At 57.0% G+C, this 24,289-nt stretch carries 25 protein-coding genes; 17 read left to right on the top strand and 8 right to left on the bottom strand.

The window, feature by feature from the left end:
* Positions 1-79 precede the first annotated feature (79 nt).
* The 17 genes from QCD60_RS10575 to QCD60_RS10495 all read left to right on the top strand — a co-directional run bounded on the left by QCD60_RS10575 (position 80) and on the right by QCD60_RS10495 (position 14,402).
* A complete protein-coding gene (locus QCD60_RS10575; RefSeq protein WP_279785009.1) occupies positions 80-979 on the top strand; it encodes an RHS repeat-associated core domain-containing protein in 900 nt (299 codons plus the stop codon).
* A gap of 14 nt (positions 980-993) precedes the next feature.
* Positions 994-1,533 carry a hypothetical protein gene (locus QCD60_RS10570; RefSeq protein ID WP_279785007.1) on the top strand — a complete coding sequence of 180 codons (540 nt, stop codon included), beginning with the start codon at positions 994-996 and terminating at the stop codon, positions 1,531-1,533.
* Positions 1,534-1,643: 110 nt separating this feature from the next.
* Positions 1,644-2,861: an IS256 family transposase gene (locus QCD60_RS10565; protein WP_279784912.1), complete on the top strand. Its 1,218-nt coding sequence runs from the start codon at positions 1,644-1,646 to the stop codon at positions 2,859-2,861.
* 49 nt (positions 2,862-2,910) lie between these two features.
* Positions 2,911-3,408 carry a hypothetical protein gene (locus QCD60_RS10560; protein ID WP_279785005.1) on the top strand — a complete coding sequence of 166 codons (498 nt, stop codon included), beginning with the start codon at positions 2,911-2,913 and terminating at the stop codon, positions 3,406-3,408.
* An 89-nt stretch (positions 3,409-3,497) separates the two neighbouring features.
* Positions 3,498-3,779: a hypothetical protein gene (locus tag QCD60_RS10555; RefSeq protein ID WP_279785003.1), complete on the top strand. Its 282-nt coding sequence runs from the start codon at positions 3,498-3,500 to the stop codon at positions 3,777-3,779.
* 24 nt (positions 3,780-3,803) lie between these two features.
* Complete coding sequence (locus QCD60_RS10550) at positions 3,804-4,205, top strand: hypothetical protein (RefSeq protein WP_279785001.1); 402 nt, start codon at positions 3,804-3,806, stop codon at positions 4,203-4,205.
* Between the two features lie 6 nt (positions 4,206-4,211).
* Positions 4,212-5,177: a PilN domain-containing protein gene (locus QCD60_RS10545; protein WP_279784999.1), complete on the top strand. Its 966-nt coding sequence runs from the start codon at positions 4,212-4,214 to the stop codon at positions 5,175-5,177.
* Positions 5,174-5,827 carry a type II secretion system protein GspM gene (gene gspM / locus QCD60_RS10540; protein ID WP_279784997.1) on the top strand — a complete coding sequence of 218 codons (654 nt, stop codon included), beginning with the start codon at positions 5,174-5,176 and terminating at the stop codon, positions 5,825-5,827. The genes QCD60_RS10545 and gspM overlap by 4 nt, the downstream gene beginning before the upstream one ends.
* Positions 5,824-6,354: a hypothetical protein gene (locus QCD60_RS10535; RefSeq protein ID WP_279784995.1), complete on the top strand. Its 531-nt coding sequence runs from the start codon at positions 5,824-5,826 to the stop codon at positions 6,352-6,354. Before gspM ends, QCD60_RS10535 begins: the two co-directional genes overlap by 4 nt.
* Positions 6,354-8,621: a type II secretion system secretin GspD gene (gene gspD / locus QCD60_RS10530; protein ID WP_279784993.1), complete on the top strand. Its 2,268-nt coding sequence runs from the start codon at positions 6,354-6,356 to the stop codon at positions 8,619-8,621. Before QCD60_RS10535 ends, gspD begins: the two co-directional genes overlap by 1 nt.
* Positions 8,622-8,631: 10 nt before the next feature.
* Positions 8,632-10,359 carry a type II secretion system ATPase GspE gene (gspE, locus tag QCD60_RS10525; RefSeq protein WP_279787910.1) on the top strand — a complete coding sequence of 576 codons (1,728 nt, stop codon included), beginning with the start codon at positions 8,632-8,634 and terminating at the stop codon, positions 10,357-10,359.
* Positions 10,360-10,361: 2 nt separating this feature from the next.
* Positions 10,362-11,567: a type II secretion system F family protein gene (locus QCD60_RS10520; protein WP_279781417.1), complete on the top strand. Its 1,206-nt coding sequence runs from the start codon at positions 10,362-10,364 to the stop codon at positions 11,565-11,567.
* 68 nt (positions 11,568-11,635) lie between these two features.
* Positions 11,636-12,103 carry a type II secretion system major pseudopilin GspG gene (gene gspG / locus QCD60_RS10515; protein WP_279781414.1) on the top strand — a complete coding sequence of 156 codons (468 nt, stop codon included), beginning with the start codon at positions 11,636-11,638 and terminating at the stop codon, positions 12,101-12,103.
* Positions 12,104-12,112: 9 nt separating this feature from the next.
* Entirely contained in the window at positions 12,113-12,568 is a 456-nt protein-coding gene (locus tag QCD60_RS10510; RefSeq protein ID WP_279784991.1) for a GspH/FimT family protein, read from the top strand.
* The gene (locus QCD60_RS10505; protein WP_279784989.1) at positions 12,565-12,948 is read left to right on the top strand and encodes a prepilin-type N-terminal cleavage/methylation domain-containing protein; all 384 of its coding nucleotides are present in this window, start codon (positions 12,565-12,567) and stop codon (positions 12,946-12,948) included. The genes QCD60_RS10510 and QCD60_RS10505 overlap by 4 nt, the downstream gene beginning before the upstream one ends.
* Positions 12,945-13,574 carry a prepilin-type N-terminal cleavage/methylation domain-containing protein gene (locus QCD60_RS10500; protein ID WP_279784987.1) on the top strand — a complete coding sequence of 210 codons (630 nt, stop codon included), beginning with the start codon at positions 12,945-12,947 and terminating at the stop codon, positions 13,572-13,574. Before QCD60_RS10505 ends, QCD60_RS10500 begins: the two co-directional genes overlap by 4 nt.
* On the top strand, positions 13,575-14,402 hold the full coding sequence (locus QCD60_RS10495) for a type II secretion system protein GspK (RefSeq protein ID WP_279784985.1): 828 nt from the start codon (positions 13,575-13,577) through the stop codon (positions 14,400-14,402).
* 25 nt (positions 14,403-14,427) lie between these two features.
* On the opposite strand, the gene QCD60_RS10490 is transcribed toward QCD60_RS10495, so the two are convergent.
* The 8 genes from QCD60_RS10490 to QCD60_RS10455 form a co-directional block, all read right to left on the bottom strand.
* A complete protein-coding gene (locus QCD60_RS10490; protein ID WP_279784983.1) occupies positions 14,428-15,552 on the bottom strand; it encodes an NAD(P)/FAD-dependent oxidoreductase in 1,125 nt (374 codons plus the stop codon).
* A 105-nt stretch (positions 15,553-15,657) separates the two neighbouring features.
* The gene (locus QCD60_RS10485; RefSeq protein WP_279784981.1) at positions 15,658-17,682 is read right to left on the bottom strand and encodes an acyltransferase family protein; all 2,025 of its coding nucleotides are present in this window, start codon (positions 17,680-17,682) and stop codon (positions 15,658-15,660) included.
* Between the two features lie 70 nt (positions 17,683-17,752).
* Positions 17,753-18,628, bottom strand: a complete 876-nt coding sequence (locus QCD60_RS10480) for a glycosyltransferase (protein WP_279784979.1) — start codon at positions 18,626-18,628, stop codon at positions 17,753-17,755.
* A complete protein-coding gene (locus QCD60_RS10475) occupies positions 18,621-19,157 on the bottom strand; it encodes a serine acetyltransferase (RefSeq protein ID WP_279784977.1) in 537 nt (178 codons plus the stop codon). Before QCD60_RS10475 ends, QCD60_RS10480 begins: the two co-directional genes overlap by 8 nt.
* Positions 19,154-20,437, bottom strand: coding sequence for a flippase (locus QCD60_RS10470; RefSeq protein ID WP_279784975.1), 1,284 nt, complete (start codon positions 20,435-20,437; stop codon positions 19,154-19,156). Before QCD60_RS10470 ends, QCD60_RS10475 begins: the two co-directional genes overlap by 4 nt.
* 57 nt (positions 20,438-20,494) lie before the next feature.
* A complete protein-coding gene (locus tag QCD60_RS10465) occupies positions 20,495-21,613 on the bottom strand; it encodes a GNAT family N-acetyltransferase (RefSeq protein ID WP_279784973.1) in 1,119 nt (372 codons plus the stop codon).
* Complete coding sequence (locus tag QCD60_RS10460) at positions 21,610-22,314, bottom strand: hypothetical protein (RefSeq protein ID WP_279784971.1); 705 nt, start codon at positions 22,312-22,314, stop codon at positions 21,610-21,612. Before QCD60_RS10460 ends, QCD60_RS10465 begins: the two co-directional genes overlap by 4 nt.
* Positions 22,311-24,269, bottom strand: coding sequence for a hypothetical protein (locus tag QCD60_RS10455; protein WP_279784969.1), 1,959 nt, complete (start codon positions 24,267-24,269; stop codon positions 22,311-22,313). Before QCD60_RS10455 ends, QCD60_RS10460 begins: the two co-directional genes overlap by 4 nt.
* Between the last annotated feature and the right edge of the window lie 20 nt (positions 24,270-24,289).

Below are 24,289 nucleotides of genomic sequence, written 5' to 3'. Positions count from 1 at the left end.
TAAGGTCGCCCAGCGGCGCAAGACCCTGAAAGCACTGGCCTGCTGCCCGGATGGCAGCAGGTCCCAAGGAAGAATGACGATGCGTGTACTGATGACCCGATTCCTCGCCAGTGTGCTGGCACTGTTACTAATCTGGCAACCGGCTGTCGCCGGGATCACCTACTACCACAATGACGCCCTTGGCTCGCCCGTGGCGGCCACCGACGAGAACGGCAAACTGCTGTGGCACGAAGCCTATGCGCCGTTTGGGGAAAAGCTCAACAACGCCCCGGCTCAGGGAGACAGCCGTATTGCCTACACCGGCAAGCTGCACGATGACGACACCGGGCTGACCTATATGAATGCGCGCTATTACGACCCGGTGGTAGGGCGGTTTATGGCGATAGACCCGGTGGGGCCTGTGCAGGGTGGGGTTAAATATACAAATAGATACTCATACGGGGAAAATAACCCCTACAAATACTTTGATCCAACGGGTATGTCGCTTGAAATTGAAGGGAGTCGTGATTTTACTGATAAGGCTCTAAAGGATGTCGAGGATTTTCGAGAAACAGATGTAGGTGCTCAAATACTATCAGATATAGAAAAGTCTAAAATGCCAGTGACAATTAAAGAGTATAAAAATAAAAATGATTTAAATCAGGCGATTACCACACCAACAGACTTAAATTTGGCAGGCTCGCCTAGTGGAGTACCAACTAGCGGTAGCCCTTCTGAAATACAATATAATCCGGACTGGAGTCCAGTAGTGAATACCACTTTGGGTAATCTTGCTACGCCATTTTCTGTAGTTCTTGGACATGAGCTAGTACACGCGCACAATGCTCTTTTTGGAGGATATCATGTCAGAGAAGACCCTGTAAAAGGATTGCGTATTGATAAAACAAGAGAAGAAGTTGCTACTATAAAAGTGGAAAATACCGTTAAAAAAGAAATGGGTCTTCCTGAAAGGATAAATGGAACTATTGTTGCACCATAACTTGAGGTTTTGGTATGAATTTATTTTATATAGGCCTGTTTTTGTCAATTACATTAATTTGCAAGAATTGTCTGGCCGCTGGTTTGCCTGACTATATTGAGGCTATAAAAAAAGCTAATGGTAGCTATGGGGTGGATTATATGAACTCATGTTTAAGTTCATGGACAGATATAGAAAATTTAAGAACTCAAATTTTTACTAGATATGAGCAACACAAAAATGTCTCAGATTTTTCAATTGTTGTTGAGTATGGCGGCGGAGGATTTAATGCATACGATTACATTGAAATTGAGGGGAACAGTATTTTTAGTAAAATGGATAACGTTTATAAGAAAATATCTGATCGTGGTGTAAATGATAAGATAGATCGAATGCTGCAAAATGTCTTTAATGATAATGTCAAAGGTGATATTTCATCTAAATCATTGGATGGGACATGTTATTTTCTTACTTTTAGAAAAGGAGGGCGAGAAAAGCAGATTGTTTTTTATCAAGATATAAATATCCATGAAATAGATACTTTCATGAATGCTATCTATGACATGAGAAAATAGATAATGTAAGGATCTCCAGAAATAAATTGGTGATTCTTGTTGGGGTCTGTAAATTGAACTGTGTAACTGCGTTTATGGGATGATGCGGGAACACCGCGAGGAGCAGTTACATGGCACTAACGCCAGAGATGTTGGATGAGCTGACTCAGGAATGTAAGACCCCGGAGGATGTCAGCAAGCTGTACGCCCAGATGCTGCAACACATGATCAATCGCAGCCTGCAAGCCGAGATGGACGACCACCTTGGCTACGACCGCCACGACAAAGCCGAGCCCGGTGCCAAGCGGGGCAATACCCGTAACGGCAAGAGCCGTAAAACGGTGCAGAGTGATGTCGGCGACTTGCTCATAGAGACTCCCCGCGACCGAGAAGGCCGCTTCGAGCCACAGCTGCTCAAGAAGCGGCAAGTTCGGCTGGCGGGGATGGAAGACAAGATCCTGACACTGTACGCCAAGGGCATGACCACGCGTGATATCGAGAGTGCGCTGGTGGACTTATACGGTGTGACGATTTCGCACACACTCATCGCCCAGGTTACTGATGCGGTTCTGGAGGAAGCCAAAGCGTGGCAGACGCGACCGCTGGAAGCGATTTACCCCATCGTCTGGCTGGATGGTCTGGTGGTCAAGGTACAGCACAACAAGCAGGTGGTGAACAAGTCAGCGCACGTTGTGCTTGGCGTCAATCTGCGCGGCGAGAAAGAAGTGCTGGGTCTGTGGCTGGCCGAAAGCGAAGGGGCGAAGTTCTGGTTGTCGGTGCTGACGGAGTTGCGTCATCGTGGCGTGCAGGATATTTACATCGCCAGTATGGACGGCCTGAAGGGGTTGCCGGAAGCGGTCAACGCGGTGTTTCCGAAAACGTTGACCCAGCTGTGTATTGTGCATCTGGTGCGCGCCAGCTTGCGTTATGTCAACACCAAAGACAGCAAGGTCGTTGTGGGTGCCCTGAAGCGAATTTACACATCGGCGACAGCGGACGAAGCCGTGCGCGAACTGGATGACTTTGAGAGCGATTGGGGTGAGAAATATCGGGCGGTGGTGCGGTTGTGGCGCGGTCACTGGGACAACATCATACCGTTCTTCCAGTTCCTGCCGGAGATCCGGAAAGTGATCTACACGACCAACGCCATCGAATCCCTGAACATGAGCCTGCGGAAACTGACACGTAATCGGCGCATTTTTCCGAACGACGATTCGGCACTCAAGTCACTCTTTCTGGCTATCCGCGAAGCATCGAAGAACTGGAAGGCTATTCATCACTGGAAACCGGCACTACAGAGTTTTCAGGTGATGTTTGGGGAGGAGCGCGTGCCGCTGGCCGCACTCTGAAAGGGAGCAGTTACACAGTTCGTTTGACAGACCCTCTTGTTGAGGTCATATGCTAAGAAAATACCTCCAACAACCCGTCACCCACCACTCCAACCAGCTCTGGCGGGTAACGGAGAATGGCGAGCAGCCGTGGCAGCCATTGCCTGCGGATCAGGACCATACGCTGGTGTTGCAACTGACACCGGCGCAGGTACTGGTGCGCGAGCTGTATTTGCCGCTGGCTGCGGGGAAAAAGCTGGAGAGCGTGCTGCACCACGAGCTGTCACGCTTTACCCCGTTTCAGCCGGGGCAGGTGTATTTTGCCGCGGCGCGGTGCGGCAGTGACGCACAACGCCTGCGGGTGCAACTGGCGGTAGTACGGCGCGATACGCTGGATGCGCTGCTGGAGCAGCTGGCCGCACAGGGCGTGGTGCCAGACCGGGTGGATGCACTGGATGCGTCAGGCCAGCCACTGGGTATTAACCTGCTGCCCCCGGCACGCAGGCGCAGGCGTATTCACTGGCCACGGCTGATCAACCTGACGCTGGCTATGAGCAGCGCTCTGTAACAGCAGCTGGTCCAGCAATAGACTCTATTGAGCTAGCTAGCCAACTAAAAAACGAGAATTATAAATCGTTAGTATCTAAGCTTTCGGGTATGACTGCCGGTCAGGCAGTAAGTATGGCGGCAGAAAAATATGCAGAAAAAAAATATGGTAAAGATTTTGCGAAATTTATGGGTGCTGTCATTGGAAAAATGTTTGGAGATACCATTGATGCCTTTGATGAAAATAAGGATCAGAGTAAAGCTAAAAAGAGTGATGATGTAGATCCAAATCCACCATCTCAAAAAAGTGATGGCAGTAGTTCGAATGATAGCAACAGTTCGAATGATGAGAGTAGTCAAGGTCAAGACAATAATTCTGATCAAAAGAAATGAAGCCTTTGTCAGGGTGAATTAATTATGAATGCCAAACTTGTTTTTTTAATATCTATTCTTTATTTCTTATTTGATACTATTGTTCAAACAGCGGTAGTTTTAATTCTGAGTTATTCTGGCTATGAAGAAAGTGTTTATGTAATTACGAGTGCTCATTACCTCATTTCAGCTTTGGGTTCCTTTGGCTTTTCCTATATCATAGGAAGGAAGGTCTACAATAACCCATATTTACATGCTGTAGTAAATTACACTATGGTATTATTCTATGGATTGGTTGCTTTAAAAGCGATTTCTGGACGTTTAGATTTTGATTTAGATTTAAATCTGATAGTGAGTACTGTTTTGGATTTTGTTTTCTTGTGTTTAGGTGTTTTTGTGGGGAAAAAATATTCAGGTAAGCATCATGCTTCCTCCAAAGTGAAATAGAAAATCTTGGTCAAAGTCATTGTCAGTACTTACTTGGCCATAAAAGTCACCCACCACTCCAACCAACTCTGGCGGGTGACGGAGGATGGCGAGCGGCCCTGGCAGCCTTTGCCTGCGGATCAGGACCATGCGCTGGTGTTGCAACTGACACCGGCGCAGGTACTGGTGCGCGAGCTGTATTTGCCGCTGGCCGCGGGGAAAAAGCTGGAGAGCGTGCTGCACCACGAGCTACCACGCTTTACCCCGTTTCAGCCGGGGCAGGTGTATTTTGCCGCGGCGCGGCGCGGCAGCGACGCCCAGCGCCTGCGGGTGCAACTGGCGGTAGTACGGCGCGATACGCTGGATGCGCTGCTGGAGCAGCTGGCCGCACAGGGTGTGGTGCCAGACCGGGTGGATGCACTGGATGCGTCAGGCCAGCCACTGGGGGTTAACCTGCTGCCCCCGGCACGCAGGCGCAGGCGTATTCACTGGCCACGGCTGATTAATCTGACACTGGCGATCGGCAGTGCCCTGTTGCTGGCCACGGCGGCAGCCTTATGGCGCAGCCAGAATGCCGACACCCTGCAACGCATGAACGCCGAGGTCAGCCAGTTACAGCAGCAAACCCGCGACATCATCACCCTGCAACAGCAACTGAGCGAACGCCAGCAGGCGGCAGGCTATCTGGCCCGGCTCAAACACAGCCAACCCTCGATGCTGACTACCCTGCAAGCGCTGACCGACTGCCTGCCCGCCGATACCTGGCTGGAGCAGCTGGATATTAAAGCGGAGGGCATGCTGGTGATGAGCGGCCAGAGCAGTGCCGTCAGCCGCCTGATCAGTCGTATTAATGCCTGCCCCGGCTTCAGTGCACCGCAGTTTCAGGGGGTGATTCAACCTGACAGCCAGACCCGGCAGGACCGCTTTACTTTGCAGGCCATCTTGTCGGCGTCGGCGTCAGCATCCGGGCAGACTGAGGGCAGCACGCCATGAAGCGACATCTGAAAACCACCCTGACCACGTCGCTGACCACGTCGCTGACCGCCGCGCAGCAGCGTCTGGCCATGGCGGTGCTGATCCTGCTGGCGCTACTGCTGACCGCCGCCACCGCGCTGTATCAGGGCGTCTGGGCGCCGGTGCAAGAGATGCGTGAACAGATGGACAGCCTGCGCCAGCGCCAGCAGCGCTATCAGCAGATTCTCGCTGGTAAAGAACAGTTGCAGGCGGCGGTGGAGGCCGCTGCGGCCAATAGCCAGCTTAACAATACCCTGCTGCCGGGCGATGACCCCGGCTCGGTACAGGCTGACCTGATGTCACGGCTGTCGCTCAGCGTCAATCAAGTCAGCACTCTCGGCCCCGGTTGCCAGCTGCTGGAAACGCTGCCGGTCAGCCAGCCACAAAAGCAGGACGCTCCCTATGTGCAGGTGGCGATCAACGTCACTCTGGAATGTGCCATGGAACCCCTGACCGCCGTCGTATATGAGCTGGAACACAGCCACCCGCTGCTGTTTATTGATCAGCTGAGCCTGTACCGCCGCCCGGATACGCCTTTTGACGGCGGCTCGGGGCTACTGACCGTGCGTATGACCGTCAGCGGTTATATGCACCCGGCTGCGCAGGCCAGTAGCGGAGCCGGCGGATGAGCGCCGTGTTACGGCGCATCAGCCTGTGGTGGCTGGGGCTGGTGGTGGCGCTCGGTGGCCTGTGTATCCTGCTGGCACAGGGTAGCGGTGGCCCGTTGCCCTGGTTAGCTGCGTCCGGCAGTGAAGCCGGGGCGGATGCGCTGGCCGAGGCGCTGCAGGAAGCACAGCCACTGCCGCTGGACCGCTATCAGAGCATCTGGCAGCACTCGCTGCTCAGTACCTCGCGCTCGGCAGACCAGCTGGTGGCTGCGCTGCCGGACGCGCCTGCCAGTGAGCCACCGCCCGTACTCAATGGCTTTACCCTGCTGGGCACCCTGACCAATAGCCAGCTGCGGCTGGCCTTTGTTCGTGATGACAACGGCAATGCGCTGACCCTGCGTCAGGGCCAGACCCTGCCCGGTGGCTGGCAGCTGTCCCGCGTGGAGGCTAGCGAAGTGAGCCTCACCCTGAATGGCGCTACGCAGACCCTGACTTTGAATCGCCCCCATATTCCCGGCCTTAGTGGCCCGTCAAATGAGTCCCCCTGATGTTGTTGCGTCCTCGTGCTCTGGCGTGCTGTGCTACGCCGTTTTTATCCGGTTATCACCCCTTGCTGGGGGCGGCGATGCTCAGTGCGCTGTTGCTGACCGGCTGCGTCCCGGCCAATCAGCGCCCCGACGACAGCCTGATTCGCGAAGGCCTGGCGGGCACCGGCAGCGACCGCCCGCAGGCTCAGGCCAGTGCCATGGCCGATACCCGTGGGCTCAGTGGTGTAAGCGGGCAGAGCGCTGCCACGGGCAGAGTGCCAAAAGGGCAGTGGGTGCAGGGCAGTGGTGAGTTTATCCACCCGCAGGAAGCACAGGCGCTGGCGCAGGGTGAACCCGCAGGCGAAGGCAGCTTCTCCTTCAACTTCAATGATTTACCCATTCAGGCGGTGATCAACTCGGTGCTGGGCGACATGCTGCACGAGAACTACAGCATCACCCAGGGGGTGGAAGGGCAGGTCACCTTCTCCACCTCGCAGCCGGTCAATAAGGAACAGGCCATTGCCATTCTGGAAAGCCTGCTGGCCTGGACCAATAACGCCATGATCCGCGACGGTGAGCGTTATCTGATCCTGCCGGCTGATAAAGCGGTGCCGGGCAATGTGGTGCCGTCGATGGCCATGCAGGCCCCCGATATTGGCCTGTCGGCGCGGCTGTTTGTGCTCAACTACATTTCTGCGGTGGAAATGCAGAAGCTGCTCAAACCCTTTGCCCGTGACAATGCCTTCCTGCTGATCGACCCCAACCGTAACCTGCTGGCGCTGGCAGGCACCGCCGCCGAGCTGGATAACTACCAGCAGACCATTAACACCTTTGACGTCAACTGGCTGAAGGGTATGTCTATCGGCGTGTTCGACCTGCAGCGTGCCAATATCAAGGAGCTGATGCCGGAGCTGGACCGCCTGTTCGGCCCTCAGGGCGACACGCCACTGGCGGGCATGCTGCGCTTTATCCCGATTCAGCGTACCAACGCGGTGGTCGTGATTTCGCCACAGGCGGAATACCTGCGCGAAGTGCGTTCGTGGATTGAGCTGATCGATCAGGGTGGTGGCAACGAGCCGCAGATGTACGTCTACGATGTGCGCAATATGAAGGCCACTGATCTGGCCTATTACCTGCGGCAGATCTACAGCGACAGTCCGGTCACGGAAGCGCAGGCCGCCACGGTGGCTCCCGGCCTGCGCACCACCACCCTGACCAGTAATGGCCTCGGCGCCATCAACGGCAGCAGCGGCCAGGGCAGCTCCCTCAACAGCATCACTAGCCAGAGCAGCGATACCGCGACGGACAACAGCGATACCACGGCCAGCGACACCTCACTGGACAGTGGCAGCAGTACAGGCAACAGCCACGACAACAGCGTGCGTATCAGTGCGCAAAAAAGCAGCAATCAGCTGCTGGTACGGTGCCGCCCCAGCCAGTGGCAGGAAATCCAGACCGCCATCCAGCGCCTCGATAACCCCCCGCTGCAGGTGCAGATCGAAACCCGCATTCTGGAAGTCAGCCTGGTCGATGAGCTGAGCTTCGGTGTGCAGTGGTATCTGGGCAAACTGGCAGGCAACAGCACCACAACCGCCATTGCCAACAGTGCCGGTCAGGGCGGCGCACTGGGGCAGGGTGGTGCCAGCTACGGCGGCGAGTCACTGTTCTATTCCTTCCTCAGCAACAACCTGCAGGTGGCCCTGCGCGCGCTGGAAAGCAAAGGCAATACGCAGGTGCTGTCGGCGCCGTCACTGGTGGTAATGAACAACCAGCGGGCGCAGATACAGGTGGGCGACAACATTCCCATCACCCAGACCTCGGTCAATACCAGCAGCTCTGACCTCAATACCATCAGCAGCGTGCAGTATGTGCAGACCGGGGTGATCCTCGATGTGACCCCGCGCATTAACCCCGGTGGGCTGGTCTATCTGGATATCCAGCAGCAGGTCAGCAATGCCGGCACCACCGTCGATGCCAACGGCAATCCCTCCATCTCTACCCGCGCCATCAGCACTCAGGTGGCGGTGCAGTCCGGCCAGACCATCCTGCTCGGAGGCCTGATCCAGCAGAACAACGCCCAGAACGACGCCAGTGTGCCCGGCGTCGGCCAGGTGCCGGGGCTGCGCTGGCTGTTCGGCAGTACCGACCGCAAGCACAACCGCTCAGAAATGATCGTGCTGATCACGCCCAAGGTCATCACCCGCAACAGCGAGGCGCAGCAGGTCACGGATGAATACCGGCAGGGGTTGCAGTTGCTGCGGCCATTGACGACCGGTCGTGGAGGCTGATGCTGTGAATATGAATGCCAGCCCGCAGCCCAGTCTGGTGACGCTGCTGAAACCCGCCGATCTGGAGCGCGCCCAGCGTCTGTATAACCCGGTTAGCGACGGGCGCTTTTCGGCCTTTCTGGTGCGGCTGGGGTTGGTGTCGGAGCGTGATCTGGCCGAACACTTTGCTGTGCAGTATCAGTTGCCCCGCTGGCAGGGCGATGAGGCGCAGCTGGCACTGCTGGATGTGGCGGCGCTGCCGGAGGTGTCGCTGCGCTTTCTCAGGCAGCACAAGGTGTTCCCTTATGGCTGGCAGCCTGCGGCAGAGCGCGAGGCCTCGCAGGGGGAGCCACTGCCGCTGTTGCAGGTGGTGCTGGCTGACCCGGAAGACCGTTATGTGGTCGATGCCCTGAGCTATGCCTGCGAGGCAGAGGTGGCCGTCAGTATCGGGCTGGCCAGTGAGATAGACGAATTGCTGGAGCGCTATTACGGCCAGGGCCGCTCGGCCATGGGCTCGCTGGTGGAAAGTATCGGCGAGAGTGGCGATGTGGTGGAGGATGTGGAGCATCTGAAGGATCTGGCGTCAGAGGCGCCAGTGATCCGGCTGGTCAATCTGCTGATCCAGCGGGCGGTGGAGCGACGGGCGTCGGATATCCATATCGAGCCGTTCGAGAATCGCCTCAAGGTGCGCTACCGGGTAGACGGGGTGCTGCAGGACAGCGAGGCGCCGCCGGTCAGCTCCACGGCAGCGGTGATTTCCCGTATCAAGATCATGGCGCGGCTGAATATCGCCGAACGACGTTTGCCGCAGGATGGCCGCATTATGATGCGGGTGCAGGGGCAGGAGCTGGATTTGCGTGTATCCACCGTGCCCACCAGCTTTGGTGAGTCGGTCGTGATGCGCCTGCTGCAGCGGGAGACGGTGCGTTTCGATTTTGCCAGTCTGGGGATGGACGAGGCGACACGGGCGCGTTTTCGTCAGTTGCTGGAACGTCCTCACGGCGTGGTGCTGGTCACCGGCCCCACCGGCTCGGGTAAAACCACGACGCTTTACACCGCGCTGTCGCTGCTGAACACGCCGGAACGCAAGATCATCACCGTCGAAGATCCGGTGGAATACCAGCTGGAAGGCATCAACCAGATTCAGGTCAAGCCCGCTATCGGTCTCGATTTTGCGCAGGCGCTGCGCTCCATTGTGCGGCAGGACCCGGATGTGATCATGATCGGCGAAATGCGCGATCTGGAAACCTGCCGTATTGCCATTCAGTCGGCACTGACCGGCCATCTGGTGCTGTCTACCCTGCACACTAATTCCGCGGCTGCCAGTATCACCCGTCTGCTCGATATGGGGGTGGAAGACTATCTTCTGGTTTCCACCATCAACGCCATTCTGGCTCAGCGTCTGGTACGGCGGCTGGACCCGGCTCTCAGCGAAGCCTATGAGCCGCTGCCGGAAGTGATTGAACGTTATCAGCTGCAGCGCTATGCCGCTGGCCAGCCGGTTCGCCTGTATCGGCCCCGCGTCGGGCTGGCCGCGGGGGAAGGCTATCTGGGCCGCTGTGCCATCAGCGAGTTGCTGGTACTGAACGATAACCTGCGCAAACTGGTGATGCAGCAGGCTGATGCGGTGCTGCTGGAGCAGGAGGCCCGGCGGCAGGGCATGCTGACCCTGCATGAAGACGGCTTGCGGCTGGCGCTGCAGGGCGTCACCACCCTGGATGAAGTGCTGCGTATCACCCACGATGGTGGTGAGGACTGAACATGGCGCTGTACCGTTACCGCGCCGTGGCCCTGAACGGCGAGCAGCAGCAGGGACAGATGCAGGCCCAATCCGCGCAGGAAGTCATCACGTACCTGCAGGAGCGGGAGCTGATGGTGCTGGAGGTCAGCGACCGGGCGGGCTGGGGAGCCTGGCGCCAGCTGGGGCAGAAACCTGCCATGACCACCACCGAGTTGCTGCGCTGGACCGAACAGCTGGCAACCTTGCTGGCAGCCGGGCAAACCCTGGACAAGGCACTGACTTTGCTGGCCTCTCAGGCCCAGCGTGAGCCACTGCAGCGGCTAATTGAACGGCTGCGTGAGCGGGTTAAGGGCGGGATGGCGCTGTCGGCCGCGTTGCGGGAAGAGCACGGCATCTTCCCGGCGCTGTATATCAGTCTGGTGCAGGCCGGTGAGGCTGGGGGCCAGCTGGATGGCTGTCTGCTGCAGCTGCACGGCTATCTGCAGCGGGCGGCCGGGTTGAAAGCCGAGGTGATCAACGCGCTGATCTATCCCTGCTTTCTGCTGGTCGGGGTGCTGGGTTCGCTGGTGTTGCTGCTGAGTTATGTGGTGCCGCAGTTTGTGCCGATCTTTGCCGATCTGGGGGTGCCGGTCCCGGCCATAACACAGGCTATCCTGCTGTTGGGCAGTGGCTTGAGCCAATACGGCCTGATCATGCTGATGACCCTGACGATAGGGCTATGGTGGCTGGCGCTGCGCTATCGCCAGCCAGCGACCCGGCTGGCGTGGCAGGCGTACTGGCTGCGCCAGCGCGGGATAGGGCCTTTTCTGCAGCGCTTGCATACGGCACGGCTGGCACGCACTCTGGGCACCCTGTTGCAGAGTGGGGTGCCGCTGGTCAAGGCACTGCAGCTGAGCCGCGAGGTGACGGGCAATCTGGCGTTGCAGCAAGCCATGAGCGACGCCACCGAGCGGGTCAAGAACGGCGCGCTGCTGTCGTCCGCGCTGGCGGAAGCACAACTGCTGCCTGTACTGGCAGTACAGATGATGCAGGTCGGCGAGGAGGCCGGGCAGCTGGATGCCATGCTGCTGAAGGTGGCGGTGCTGTTCGATACCGAAGTCAAACACAGCATTGACCGCTTTATGGCCGCGCTAACGCCGTGCCTGACCATCGTGATGACCCTGCTGGTGGCGCTGATCATGCTGTCGATCATGCTGCCACTGATGAATCTGACCAGTGGTTTGTAACCTGTGCTGGCGAATCACTGACTGTATTACCGAACCTATCATCCGCTGTCATGTGTAAAGGACATTTCATGAATAGTGCCAGACCAACCGCTGTAACCTCTTCTGCCCCCGTCATGCACCGTCGAGGCCCGGCTGCCCGGCGACAGCAGGGCTTTACTCTGCTGGAGATGCTGGCGGTGATTGTACTGCTGGGCATCGTGGCCACCATCGTCGTGCGCAATATCGGCGGCAATGTCGATAAGGGCAAATACAACGCCGGTAAGGCCCAGCTGGCCAGCCTCAGCATGAAGATCGAAAGCTACGCGCTGGACAACGGCGCACCGCCCAGACAGCTCAGCTTTCTGCTGGAAAAACCGGCCGGGGTAAATACCTGGGTGGGCCCCTATGCCAAAGCATCGGATCTGAAAGATCCCTTCGGCCATGAGTTTGGCTACAAGGTACCGGGGCAGCACGGTGCCTTCGACCTGATCTTCCTTGGTCAGGACGGCCAGGCCGGTGGCGACGGCTACAATGCCGATATCGGCAACTGGGAGTAACCGTCGCCCATGCGTTGTTGTGCAGGGCAACGGCAAGGGGGATTTACCCTGCTGGAACTGCTGCTGGTGTTGGTATTGCTGGGCATCGCTCTGGTGGCGGTATCGGTCAATATCAGCCGGGGCCTGCAGCCACAGGCACGGCAGGATGTGGCGGCGTTGCTGGCAGGGTTGCGCAGTGTGCGCAGCCAGGCTATCAGTCAGGGGCAGCCGCTGACCCTGACCGTAGACCCTGAGACCCGGCAATGGTCAGCGCCGGGGCAAGGTAGTCATCGTCTTTCTGCCGGGCTGATGATCGAACTGCACAGTGCTGCCCGGTCGCCACGGCAGCAGGGCGTCTATACCTTCTACCCTGACGGCAGTGCCAGCGGTGGCTATATCCGGCTGGTCAGAGGCGGGCAACGCTGGCGGCTGGATATTGACTGGTTGAGCGGGCAGATACGCCAGCAGCAGGAACAACAACCATGATGCGCGCATGCCGGCAGGCGCAGCACGGCTTTACCCTGCTGGAGCTGGTGGCGGCACTGGCGATTCTGGCATTGACCATGACGATCTTGCTGGGAGCGGTAGGGGATGGCAGTCGCCTGACCGGCAAAAGTGTGCGTGCCGGGCAGATGGCATTGCAGGCCCGTTCACTGCTCGAAGGGCTGGGCCTCAGTGGTCCGCTGCAGGTGGGTGACAGCCAGGGTACGCTGGACGATGGCAAGACTCACTGGCAGCTGCATATCCAGCCCTATGCCGGCAGCTCAGCGCAGGTGCAGCTGCTTCATATCGAGTTAATTTTGCAGCGTGATGGTCAGCAACAGCGCTTTGTCACCCTGCGGGCGCAGATCGAGGGGCAGACATGAACGCCGCTCATCTGCCCCGGCGGCAACGGGGCTTTACCCTGCTGGAACTGCTGTTTGCCCTGGTGCTGCTGGCGTTATTGCTGCTGCTGGCGTGGCAGGCGATCAGCCGGGTGCAGCGTGTGGCGCAGCAGGTGGAGCATCTCAACCAGCGTCAGGATGACATCCGCACGGCGCAAAACTATCTGCGTCAGGCACTGATGAATGCGCTGGCGCAGACGGTGCACACCGATGACAACGGCCATCGGCAGGTGTTTGTCGGTGCGCCAGACTCGGTGCTGTTTGTGGCGGCGATGCCCAGCCAGTTTGCCGGCCTGGGGCCACTTGCGCAGCAACTGAGCCTGCAGGAGCAACGTTTGCAGATCAGTCTGCATACTCTGCCGGCAGAGCCGGGAGCCACACCTTCACCTTCCTGGCAGGGGCAACATACCCTGCTGGAAGGGGTCAGACAGTGGCAGCTGCAGTATCTGGGGTGGAACGAGAACGGCGAAGCTTCTGCCTGGCAGTCCTCCTGGCAATGGAGCAATCGTCTGCCGCTGGCCGTGCGTATTCACATCACTCTGGCAGATGGCACGCTGTGGCCTACCCTGACCATCCCCATCCGCCGCAATGTGTCGGGTTACTGGTAGATGAACAACGCTGGTATCCGCATTCAACAACGTGGCGTGGCCCTGATTCTGGTGCTTTGGATCGCTGCACTGCTGACCGTCGTGGTGACAGCGATGCTCAGCGTGACCCGAACGTCGCAGCGACTGCAAAGCTATCAGCTGCAACATACCCAGGCCGTGCTGCTGGCGCAGGCTGGCGTGGAACAGGTGGTGGCAACCTTGCTGCAAGCGGCTGATGGAGCAGGGCCGTGGCAGGCCAATGGTCAGCCCTATACGATAAGCATCGACCAGCAACCGCTGGAAATAAGGCTGTACAGTGACCTTGGCAAGGTGGATATCAATGTCGCGGGAACTGAGCTGCTCACCGCCCTGTTCGCAGCGGTTGGCGCCGATAGCGGTCTGGCGCAACGGCTGGCCGCCGAGCTGCTGGACTGGCGTGATGCGGATGATCAGCCGCGGCCCAATGGCGCCGAAGCGCCTGACTATCTCGCCAGTGGCCGCCTGAGTGTGCCGCGTAATCAGTCCTTTCGCAGCATTGAAGAACTGCACCAGTTACGCAGTATGACCCCTGCGCTGTTTCTGCAACTGGAGCCGCTGGTGACTATCTGGACCGGGCAGGAGGTACCGCGCCTTAAACTGGCCGCTCCGGCAGTGGCGACGGCGCTGCAGCGTACGCAGGGCACCCAGCTCAGCAATCTGGCCAGCGCGCCCGGGAACGTGCTGACCATCATCAGCCAGGTACAGATGGCCAGCGGTGCCCCCGCCGGTGTGGTGGAAACGCTGATTCTGGATGCCGGTGGCGGCCGGCAGGGCCGACCCTATCGGTTACTGTATTTACGCGAGTTTTGAGCATCGCCATTAAGGCTGGCTGTCTTCACCCCACTCCCATTAACTTCGCCAGCTTGCGCTTCACTTTGCTGATAATTTCCGGATGCAGCGCATTGTCGGCCAGATAGACCCATTCCCGTTTGGCCAGGCTGTCGACCGCCTGTTTTTCCGGGTGACGATAGAACTGCTGAACTTTGTCGACCGCGATACCTTCACTCTCCAGCCACTGCGGTATCAGGCCAGAAAGGACATCAACATCGGTCAGTACCTTGCTCAGGCCCTTACCCGTGGCGGGGGACACGCTCTGGAACTCATCACCAATGACGACAATACCGGGTTGCTCCACCTTGCTCAGCTGATAGTACTGGGTGGGGAACAAGGCTACCTTGTCAGAGCCGGTCAGTACCGAATCACCGATCTGTTCAAACAGGCCTGGGAAGTACTCATCCAGCTCCTGCATGGGGCTGCGACGCATGGCGCGCACGCGCATGTCCTTGGGATGCCATTGGGTGAAGAGGTTGATGCGGACGCTGTCGCCAATGGGGAACAGGGTGACGTAGTCGATCTGGTGTTCGCGAGGATCGAGGAAGTAGTTGAAGCTCTGGAAGTCGTAAGGCTGGCCATCGGCCCGGCCAATATCGAACGCAAATGACAGTGAGCGGAGCTCACGGGTGGCCTGCTGTCGCATGCCCAGCTTGAAGGCCAGCGGGTTGATGACGTTACCGCCGGTAGCCAGCACCAGCAGCCTTGCTTGCAGCCGCTGTCCGTTTTCCAGCACGAGCTGCTGTTGTGTGTCTGAGGTGGAGAGGTCTATCACCCTGGATTGAAAGAAGTCCGCATACTTTCTGGCCAGGCTGCGTAGCTGATTGACCGTGTCGGTGTAGTGAATACCGTACTGCGGCCCGACATCCTGCTGATAATGCTGACCCTTGCGGTAACAGTCGACACGGTGAATGGGCGAGGTCAGTGGCTGACGGGCATCGAGCAGACCGAATTTGCTGAGCAGTTCCGCCTGATCCTGTTCCAGTTTTTCGGCACGAAAGCTGGGAGGGTAGCTGGTATTGCGGTCAAGCAGCGCCACTCTGACAGGCTGATCTTTCAGCATCCATGCCAGACATGAGCCCGCAAAGCCTGCACCGATGATGGCGATATCGTAAGTAGTAGGTGGCACGCTCCCTGTCCTATGTTGAAAAGCCTGGGTAATTATTAACCAAGAGCGTCAAGTGGGCTGTGGTTTTTATGTAAATAGAATGTGTCATGTATAAAGGTGCACTATTTATAAAGACGAGGAAAAACGGAGCGCTGGGCTGCTCAAAACACTGCTATCCATAAATTGCGCATTGTTTACTGCCCAGTCCGGGTTGAAGTGGGCGTGATCTTTGAAAATCGGCAAGCCTGTTATGGTGACTCTGGGACAGCGATTGCCCGGGCAGGTGGCTTCATAGGGATCGATAATCCTGGCGCCGAACTGCTCTGCCACCTCTAGCAGAGCCTGATGCAACTGTTGCTGTGCGGTATCAATTGGTAAGAGGGGTTGGGTGGCCGAGCGGTTGGCGGGTAGCAGCCGCACACCAGAAGTAAAGGGGCTGAGCTCCTGGCTAATGGGATTACCCAGCACCAGATAGACTTCCTTACCGAGCTCGCGGAAATGGCGAATATCCTGACCCAGCTGGCTGAGCGCGGCGAGGCGGCCCGCGTCGGTGCTGACATTGATGCGGCTGCCTTGTTGCTGCAGGTAGTAGGGACTGTTGAGCAGATACCAGTGCCATGCCCCGCCGATCACCACGCGCTTGATGGCGGGATCACTGGCCATCGCGAAAGCCTGTCTACGTAGCTCCCAGCAGCCCTGGCGATTCAGTTCATCGATAAATACTTGGCTGACAGGGATGCAGCCGCCACCCACGGCAAAGATGGCGCTCAGGCTGTTGGGTTGAGTGGACTGCACCCGATGAATACGCTCGGCATACTGTGCCAGTTGCGAATCCCCCAGATACAACACTGTATCGGCAGACTGTCCAGGTAAGCGGTATATACCAATGCCGGTATTGTCGAAGTGGCTGACGGTGGTACGGAGAAAATCCCATTCATTTCTTTCAGGCACCAGCACTTGCTGCAGGCGGGGGGAAAGAGTGTGCTGGTAGCTCAGCGCACCCAGACAGACTAACGCCACCATGGTGGTCAACAGGCACTGCAGCGGGCGGCGACTGCCATGCTGCTGTACCTGGCGACGCAGTGGGCGCTCCAGCAGGTGGTAGGTCAGGACAGCCAGAAGTGCTGCCAGAGCCAGTAGCAGCAGCGTAAGCTTGTTGCCATGGAAAGGTTTGATAATGCGGCCGAAGGACAGTAGCGGCCAGTGCCATAAATAGAGTGGGTAGCTGATCAGGCCGAGATAGACCATGCTGGGTTGGCTCAATAGCAGACGGCCAATGTGGCTGTGCTGGCCGAAAACGATCAATAGTGCAGCGCCCAGGGTGGGCAACAGCGCCCAATAGCCGGGAAAAGCACTGTCTCTGTTTAGCATAGCCAGTGCCCCGCCAATAAGCAGCAGCCCCAACAGCACGGCTCCGTTGGCCAGTCCACGTTGTTGCTGCCAATACTGCAGGCGGGCAGATCGGTGGTGTTGAATACTTGCCAGTGCCGCACCCACTAACAACTCCCAGGCACGGCCAAGGGGCGAATAGTAGGCAGCAGTACTGTCGCTGCATACATAGTAGATGCCGAGCAGCATTGAGCCCAGTCCACTGCATAGCAGCAGCAAGAACAGCGCCCTGATGCGCAGACCGACCATCACCAGCAGCAGTGGCCATACAATATAGAACTGCTCTTCGATAGCCAGACTCCACAGATGCAGCAAGGGTTTGGCGATGGAGGCGTTGTCGAAATAACCGCTCTCATGCCAGAGCGTCAGGTTCTGGACGAACCCCCCGGCACTGAGGATATGCAGCCCCAGCTGGCGGAATTCAGGGTTGAACAATACGAACCAGCCAAACAGCAACACACTGGCAAGGACTGCCAGCAGTGCAGGGAAAATGCGCAGTATCCGCTTGCGATAGAAGCGCTGGATGCTAAAGCGCTGTTGCCTGATGTCGTTCAGCAGAATGCCAGTGATCAGATAGCCGGAAATCACAAAAAAGATATCAACCCCGATAAACCCCCCGGGCAGTAAGGGGGGAAAGGCATGAAAGATCACTACGGCCACTACAGCAATGGCACGCAGTCCATCGACATGGGGCAGATAGACTGGGTGTGACGCAGGTATGGGGGAGCCTTCGGTGGCGGGTGTCCGAAGCGTCGAGTCCATTCGTTTACGTTCCTTGCAACTGTGGGGCGAATCGTTCTGTTAGTGCATGTTGGGAGCAGGCATGTGCCTGTTATGGCAGATTTTCTATACGGTCGTGTCGGGGTAGTTGATTGCGTAACCACAGCTCGGCGTAGGCCAGCAGTTTTAGCAGACCACGCAGCAGTCTGGGTTTGCCAACAATCATGTAGCGGTCCGTTCCTCGATGTTTGCGCAGTGCCTGACGAGCCAGGGCAGTCTGTTGGGCCGACCTGGCATTACCGATGGAGCCTTCGCGGATATAGAAGGTATACAGTGGCTGGTTTACAAAGAAGAAACGCCGCCCTTGCTGCAATAGCCGTAATATCAACTCGTAGTCCTGAGCGTAGCGAAACTGCTCATCATAGCCTTCGGACTTCAGCAGGTCGGCCCTGAATGCCAGGGTGCCATGAGCAAAAATATTGCCATACTTGATTACGCTATCGACCTGACGCAGGTGGTGAAGGAAGGGAATGGTCGCAATATGGCGCTGCTGCTGATCAATGATGATGGCTTGTGAAAACAGCACATCCGGTCGTGTGGCACAGCCTTCGTACAGCGCGGCAAGACGCTCAGGCTGGCTATCATCATCAGCATCCTGTCGCACCAGATACTGCCCGCGCGCGAGGCGAATGGCACGGTTGAGGGATTTAGTTAGCCCTATGTTGTCCTGATTGACATAACCTAGCCGGGCGTCCCGTGCGGCATAGTCGGCCAGTAATGCCTCAGTGCCATCGCTGGAGCCGTCATTGATCACGATGATCTCAAAGTCAACGAAGCTTTGCTGCAGCAGTGAATCGAGACTGGCAGCCAGGGTCGTTTCGGCGTTGTAGGCACCCATGATGACGCTGAAAAACGGCGTAGCTGTAGGGCTGGCTGGGGTATAAGCAAAGTGGCCAATGTGGTCGGTATGGGTTTGCCATTTACTCATAGATGACGCCTGCTTTGATCAACGCGTGACGCGTTTCGTTATCAAGTCGAGTACTGATGACCCGCGCAGGCACGCCAGCGACCACGACATTGGCAGGCACGTCGTGCAGTACAACGGCACCTGCCGCGATCACGGCATTGTCGCCGATAGTGATGTCGCCAAGGATGCAGGCATGGGCGCAGACCGTGACATAGTTGCCCAGTACCGGGTAGGCCGTGTCGCTGACATGTTTCAGTCCAATGGTGGCGTTTTGGTATATAGTGCAATGTTTGCCCAGTTTGACGCCCTGACCGATGACCACCCCCACGGGATGGGGGAGTACAGTACGTTGCTCGTAGAGGGTCGTAATACCAATAGTGAGATGGTTGGCCAGCTTCAGTGTAGCGCGACGAAAGTACAGGGCACTCAGATACAGTTCGTACAGATGGCGTCTGAGCTGCAACGTGTTGTAGCAGGTATGTCGCAGATAGGCATAGGCCATGGCAGTGTGTGGGTTTTTCTTAACCAGAGATTTGATCAGGGTCTTCATCGTTTCTTCAATACATTCACTATGCCTGGGAGGCCGAAGGTCAGCAGGCTGCGAGTTTGCCAGTAAAAGCTCTGCCGTGTGGCAGCGGTAAACAGGTTGCTTAGCCAGGATGCACACATTTGGCTGGCCAGGGTCGCCCAGGCGGCGCCCATCAGGCCGTAGGGGGGAATGAGCAGATAGTTGAGTACGACGTTGATGACCAGGCCTGCCAGCGCACGAAAAATACGCAAGTGAGCAAGGTTCTGCACAATCAGAAAGTTGGTGCTGGTGGCTCCCAGGATGGAAAAGGCTGAGGCTGCCAGGGTGAGGAACAGCACAGGGATGGCATCGATATAGCTCTCTCCGAACAGCATGGGGATGATCCAGGGAGACAGCAGGGCGATCAGTATGGCGGGTACCACCGAGCAAAAATGGGTGATATCGAAGTAGGCCTGGCTGTTGTGCGCTTCAGCTGAACGCGAAATCATCGGAAAGAAGGAGGTAGCGATCAGGGTTGGGATAATCAGATAGGCTTCACTGATGCGGATGGCGACACTGTAAACCCCCAGATCGCGTTCACCCATCAGATGCATAATCATCAGCTGGTCAGTGCGGGCGTAGACCACCACGATCATGGAGGAGACCAGCATGGACGTACTGGGAATCAGCAGGGTCTGCAGTTGCTGCCTGTCTGCGGCACGCAGGGTGAACTGGAAGTGATCTTTGCGCGCCAGATACATCACCAGCAGCATTTTGCTGGCTAATTCCAGGGTAAAGGTCAGTGCAAAGTCGAACAGAGTGCCATCATGCTCAAGTAGCCACAGTCGATAGGCTGCAATCAGCAGGGTGCTGGTGAGCGAGGCCGGTATCAGTTTGCGGGAGATGGACTTGGCCTGATACAGCGACAGATAGGTGTTGTAGTTGATAAACAGCAGGCTTAGTCCCAGCACAATGTAAATCGGTTTCAACTGGGGTTCGATCAGGTCACTGCCGTAGACAAAGAGCAGTAATCCCAAAAGCAGTGTTATGCCCAGGGTCATGCGAAACAGCACTGCGGTACTGAGCGTGCGCAGGGCGTGTTGCTCATCGTCCTGTTCGGAAAACACCTTGACCAGCACATTGTCCATGCCAAAGCTGACGGTCATGCACAAAATGGCAATCACACTCTGGATAAAGGCCAGAATACCAAACTGTTCAGGGCCGATATGGCGGGCAATCAGCGCAACCAGAACAAAGCTGATCAGTGCCCGGCTGCAACGTTCCGCGACAGTCCACAGGCTATTGGCCAGATACTTATTCATGCTCGGTTCTCCGTCCGACCTGGTTGACGACGTGGCTTTTCCCGGTTGACCCTAGGCTTAGTTGGCATCATCGCTACGTTGGTTCTCAGGTTGTTTGCCGCGCTTGAACTGTTTGTAACCATTCCACAGCCGATACATCAGACTCAGTGCTATCCCTGCGGGCCTACAGGAATAAAAGCTCCAGCGATAGTGGGTGATAGTGTTGGTCATCCGCTCATGCAGCTGATGATTGGATTTCATACTGACGCGTGATGCATCCAGCCATTGCACTCCCTGCTCCAGCCCCCAGCGAATCCACTCATCCAGTAACAGGCGACCACTACCAAGCGCGGCATGGTCCGGGTGAAAGGCCAGATTGAAATCATAGATACGCCCCTTATCCAGGGGGCCGATACGGTAGCTGATGTATCGGCCTTCGTGTTGCAGGGCGATCACGCTCACCAGACCTGCCTTGGCTAACTGTCGGAAGGCCTGTTTCATCCACTGTGCGTGATCACTACAGAATACGCCGACCTCCTCGGTACCTTTCCAGCTGGCCAGTTCCACCTGGCTGATCTGCTCAAGAATGCCGCCAATACTGTGTTCATCGGGTTGCAGGCAGATCACCTCTGCCCCCAGCGCTGCTGTGCGTTTACGGGCGCGGCGCAGTTTGTAGCGGGCATCGCCGCTGATTTCCTCGCGATCAGCTGCGGTGATGGCATGTTCCGGGGCATGGCAGATCAGTCGCTGCTCCCAGTAGCAGCTGCGTTGGCCCCACTGCCGAAAAACGGCTTCCCCGCTTTCAGCGGTGACCTCATTCAATTGCAGCAGTGCATAGGGTAAGTGCTGCTGGATGGCCGAGAGTATAAGCGGCGCAGCTTCAGCAGCCTCTTCCTTCAGCATCAGACCGATGCGGTCACTCATGGGAAAGCCCAAATGGCGGACTACCATAAAATGCAAACCCTTTTGCCGCTCGCGACGACGGATCAGCGGCAAGCAGCCTACCAGCTGGGTGGTCTGCCAGATCAGTAGAATGGCCAGCTGAGTGTCTGCGGTGAGCGCATCTTCGGCAGCAGTGAGCCATGCCAGATGGTTGTACGGGGTGGCATGGGGCAAGCATTGGTAGAGACTGACATAGTCCGCTGTCGGAAAGTGCGTGTCGTGAAAGGACGTCAGCCATTGCAGGCGATAGGTCATTGGGAAGGCGCTCCGCTGTCGTCAGCTGCTGCACAGGCTGATAGCGCCCGCTTGCGTGTGGGTTTGATGAGATGCGCGAACCGCTGGCCCTGGTAGGGTTGCCTGCGGCTGAAATAAAAGCGGTGAGCAAGGCAGTACACCTGCTGCATAAGCTCTGTTTCATGAAAGCCGATTCCCAGGCAGAAGGTCAGGGAGCGTATATTGGACAGATCAACAACGGCCTGAGCACGTTGATAGCCCCGTTGGTGGCAGTCTGCAAAAACATAGTGCAGCAGTAGCGCCAGCCCGGAGCCACGCAGTTTTTTAGCCACTTCACCGTAGACCAGATAAACCGCATCCGTGGGTACACGCAGCCAGCAGTGATAGAGATGAGGATCGTAGTAGTCGCCATCTGCTACCCAGGCGAAGGCAATCGCATCACCCTGTTCATCCACGGCGGCATAACCATGCAGTCCATTGGATAAAAAGTCTTCAGCTACAGTGATATGGCGTGGAAAGTGTCGGGATAGTACGGTCAACGTCGAGGCTGACAGACGCACATGTTCGCCTGGCCAGATGATGCGTGCTGGCATCGGCATGGTCAGGCTGCGTTCCAGCCATACCAGCTGCCAGCGCTGCAGAATAAATCGCTGAAAAACAAAACGTACAGTGCCAAACAAGCCTTTCTGATAGGACTTCTTTAGCAAGGACAACAGAGTCATGGTGCGTTATTCCAGTGCAGAGCAAACAGGCTTTGTGGCGGAACAGTAAAGCTCAGTTGACCCTGGCGGCAGACGAAGGGGCCAGACGTTTCACCCTCGACAGTGAGGATTGTCAGGCTTAATGAAGTATTCGCACACAGTGACTTGCCTGGCAGAGTGATGTGCTGCATGCGTGTGGCTTTGTTCACTGCAAGAATGCTGATGCTGCGATTGTCAGTCATGGCCATGGCATCCACCTCAAAGGCACTGTTCTGCAGCGGCAGGGTGATGGGTTTCCAGAATCGATTGATAAAGGCCATGGCTCTGGCAACCGGGCGCAGAGTGAACTGGCCGTTGTCAAAACCCACAATGCCCTTGTGATGGTTGTCATCATCGACCGTCAGAAACCAGGCAAGCCCAGAGAGTTTGCCATCCATAGCACTGTTAATCACTACCGATGTCCACCATAGACCTGCATAAAAGGTATCCTGCTGATAGGGGCTGGTGCTGTTGCCTGAGCCGATATTGGTCTGGTCTATATATAAAGGCAGAAGGGCGCTTCCATCAGGATGACTACCAACCAGCTGTGCTGCCTGTTGTACCGAATAGCGATACCAGCGGGTGGCCAGCAGATCTTTGGCGTGATCCCACTCATGCCAGGCGATGGCATCGACCAGCCCGGGATTATCGGCGAGCAGCTGGCGGGCCCAGTCAATGCCTTTGCGCTGAGCCGCACCATCACTGAAAGGTGTATTGACGAAGTTGGCACTGGCAGGTGCAGCAATACGCACTCCTGCCTCATACGCGCCAGGATAACTACGTACATATTGAGCCATTTTTCGGAAGTACTGGGCATAGCTGGCGTAGTCGGGATAGATACGATTGGGCTCATCGGCGAAGCTGATATAGTGCAGCCCGCCGTTCTGCAGGCGGATGCGCATATTGAGCCAGGCAGTCAGGCCGCGTTTAACGTCCTCACGGGTATCAAGGACACCGCGTTGTGCACCCCGCATACCTGTGCCTGCCAGGAGGGTGACGCTGTCTTCCATACCCATTCTTTGCAGCGTCTGCATATTGTCATCCTGGCGGAACGGATCACGGTTGAGGGCATCATAGAAACTATAGGCTCCCAAAAAGCGCGGTTTCAGCGCTGCCAGAGACTGCAGCATAGCGCGGGGCAGCTGGCTGGCATTGAAGTCATAGAACCCTAGTTTAGGGGTTTTACCGCTGGCGTGCGTGCCCAGCGTCAGACTGACCTGACCAGTCGCGAAGCTGACATCGCGCAGATCGCCCGGTGACTGGGCGAACAGATTGGCTGTGCCATCCAGCCAGAACGAGGCTTTGCCCGTGCCGTTCAGGGTCAGCTGCCATATTTCCTTCTGCTGGCTGAGGGGTAAGGTTAGGCGATCAAACTGAAACCCACGTTGCGGTGTCTGGCTGAGTGGCAGTTGCAGTTGCTTCCCATCGGACAACCGCCGCAGGCGGTAAGCACTGATGCCTTTGTCCTGATATTTGCCGCCCAGTATCGCCTGTTCGCCTGCCTTGGTCTGGAAGTAGAGTTCACTGTTGCGTTGCTCTGCTGTCAGTGAGAAATGTACCTTGGAGGGCTGCAACAGAATGGCGGACTGCGGCGCGGCCAGCCGGAAATTGCGGAAGGAATAACCAGGGATTACAACCTGATAGGGCCCCTGGCCGGTCAGTGAGGTGGTGTGTGAACCATTGGCATTGCCTGCGTCCAGCGTCTGCTCATCTAGCAACTGTCCTTGGGCATCCAGTACAAAAAAGCGGTCCTGATTGGCATCTGCCAGCCAGGCCGCACGCCAGTCAATCTGCAAGGTGGTTGCTGTGGCAGGAAAAATAAACAATTGCGCTGCACGCAAATTGCTCCAGGGCAGGGGTGAGGCGTAAGCAAGCTGGCTGCACGCTAAGAGTGTTGCGAGATACAGCTGCAGTAGTTTTAGATAACGCTTGTTCATCGCTACCCCTCCCATTCCTT

The organism is Pokkaliibacter sp. MBI-7 (assembly GCF_029846635.1).
Lineage (GTDB): Bacteria > Pseudomonadota > Gammaproteobacteria > Pseudomonadales > Balneatricaceae > Pokkaliibacter.
Note: the sequence above shows the minus strand (reverse complement) of the source record. Positions and strands in the feature narration are given on the sequence as shown.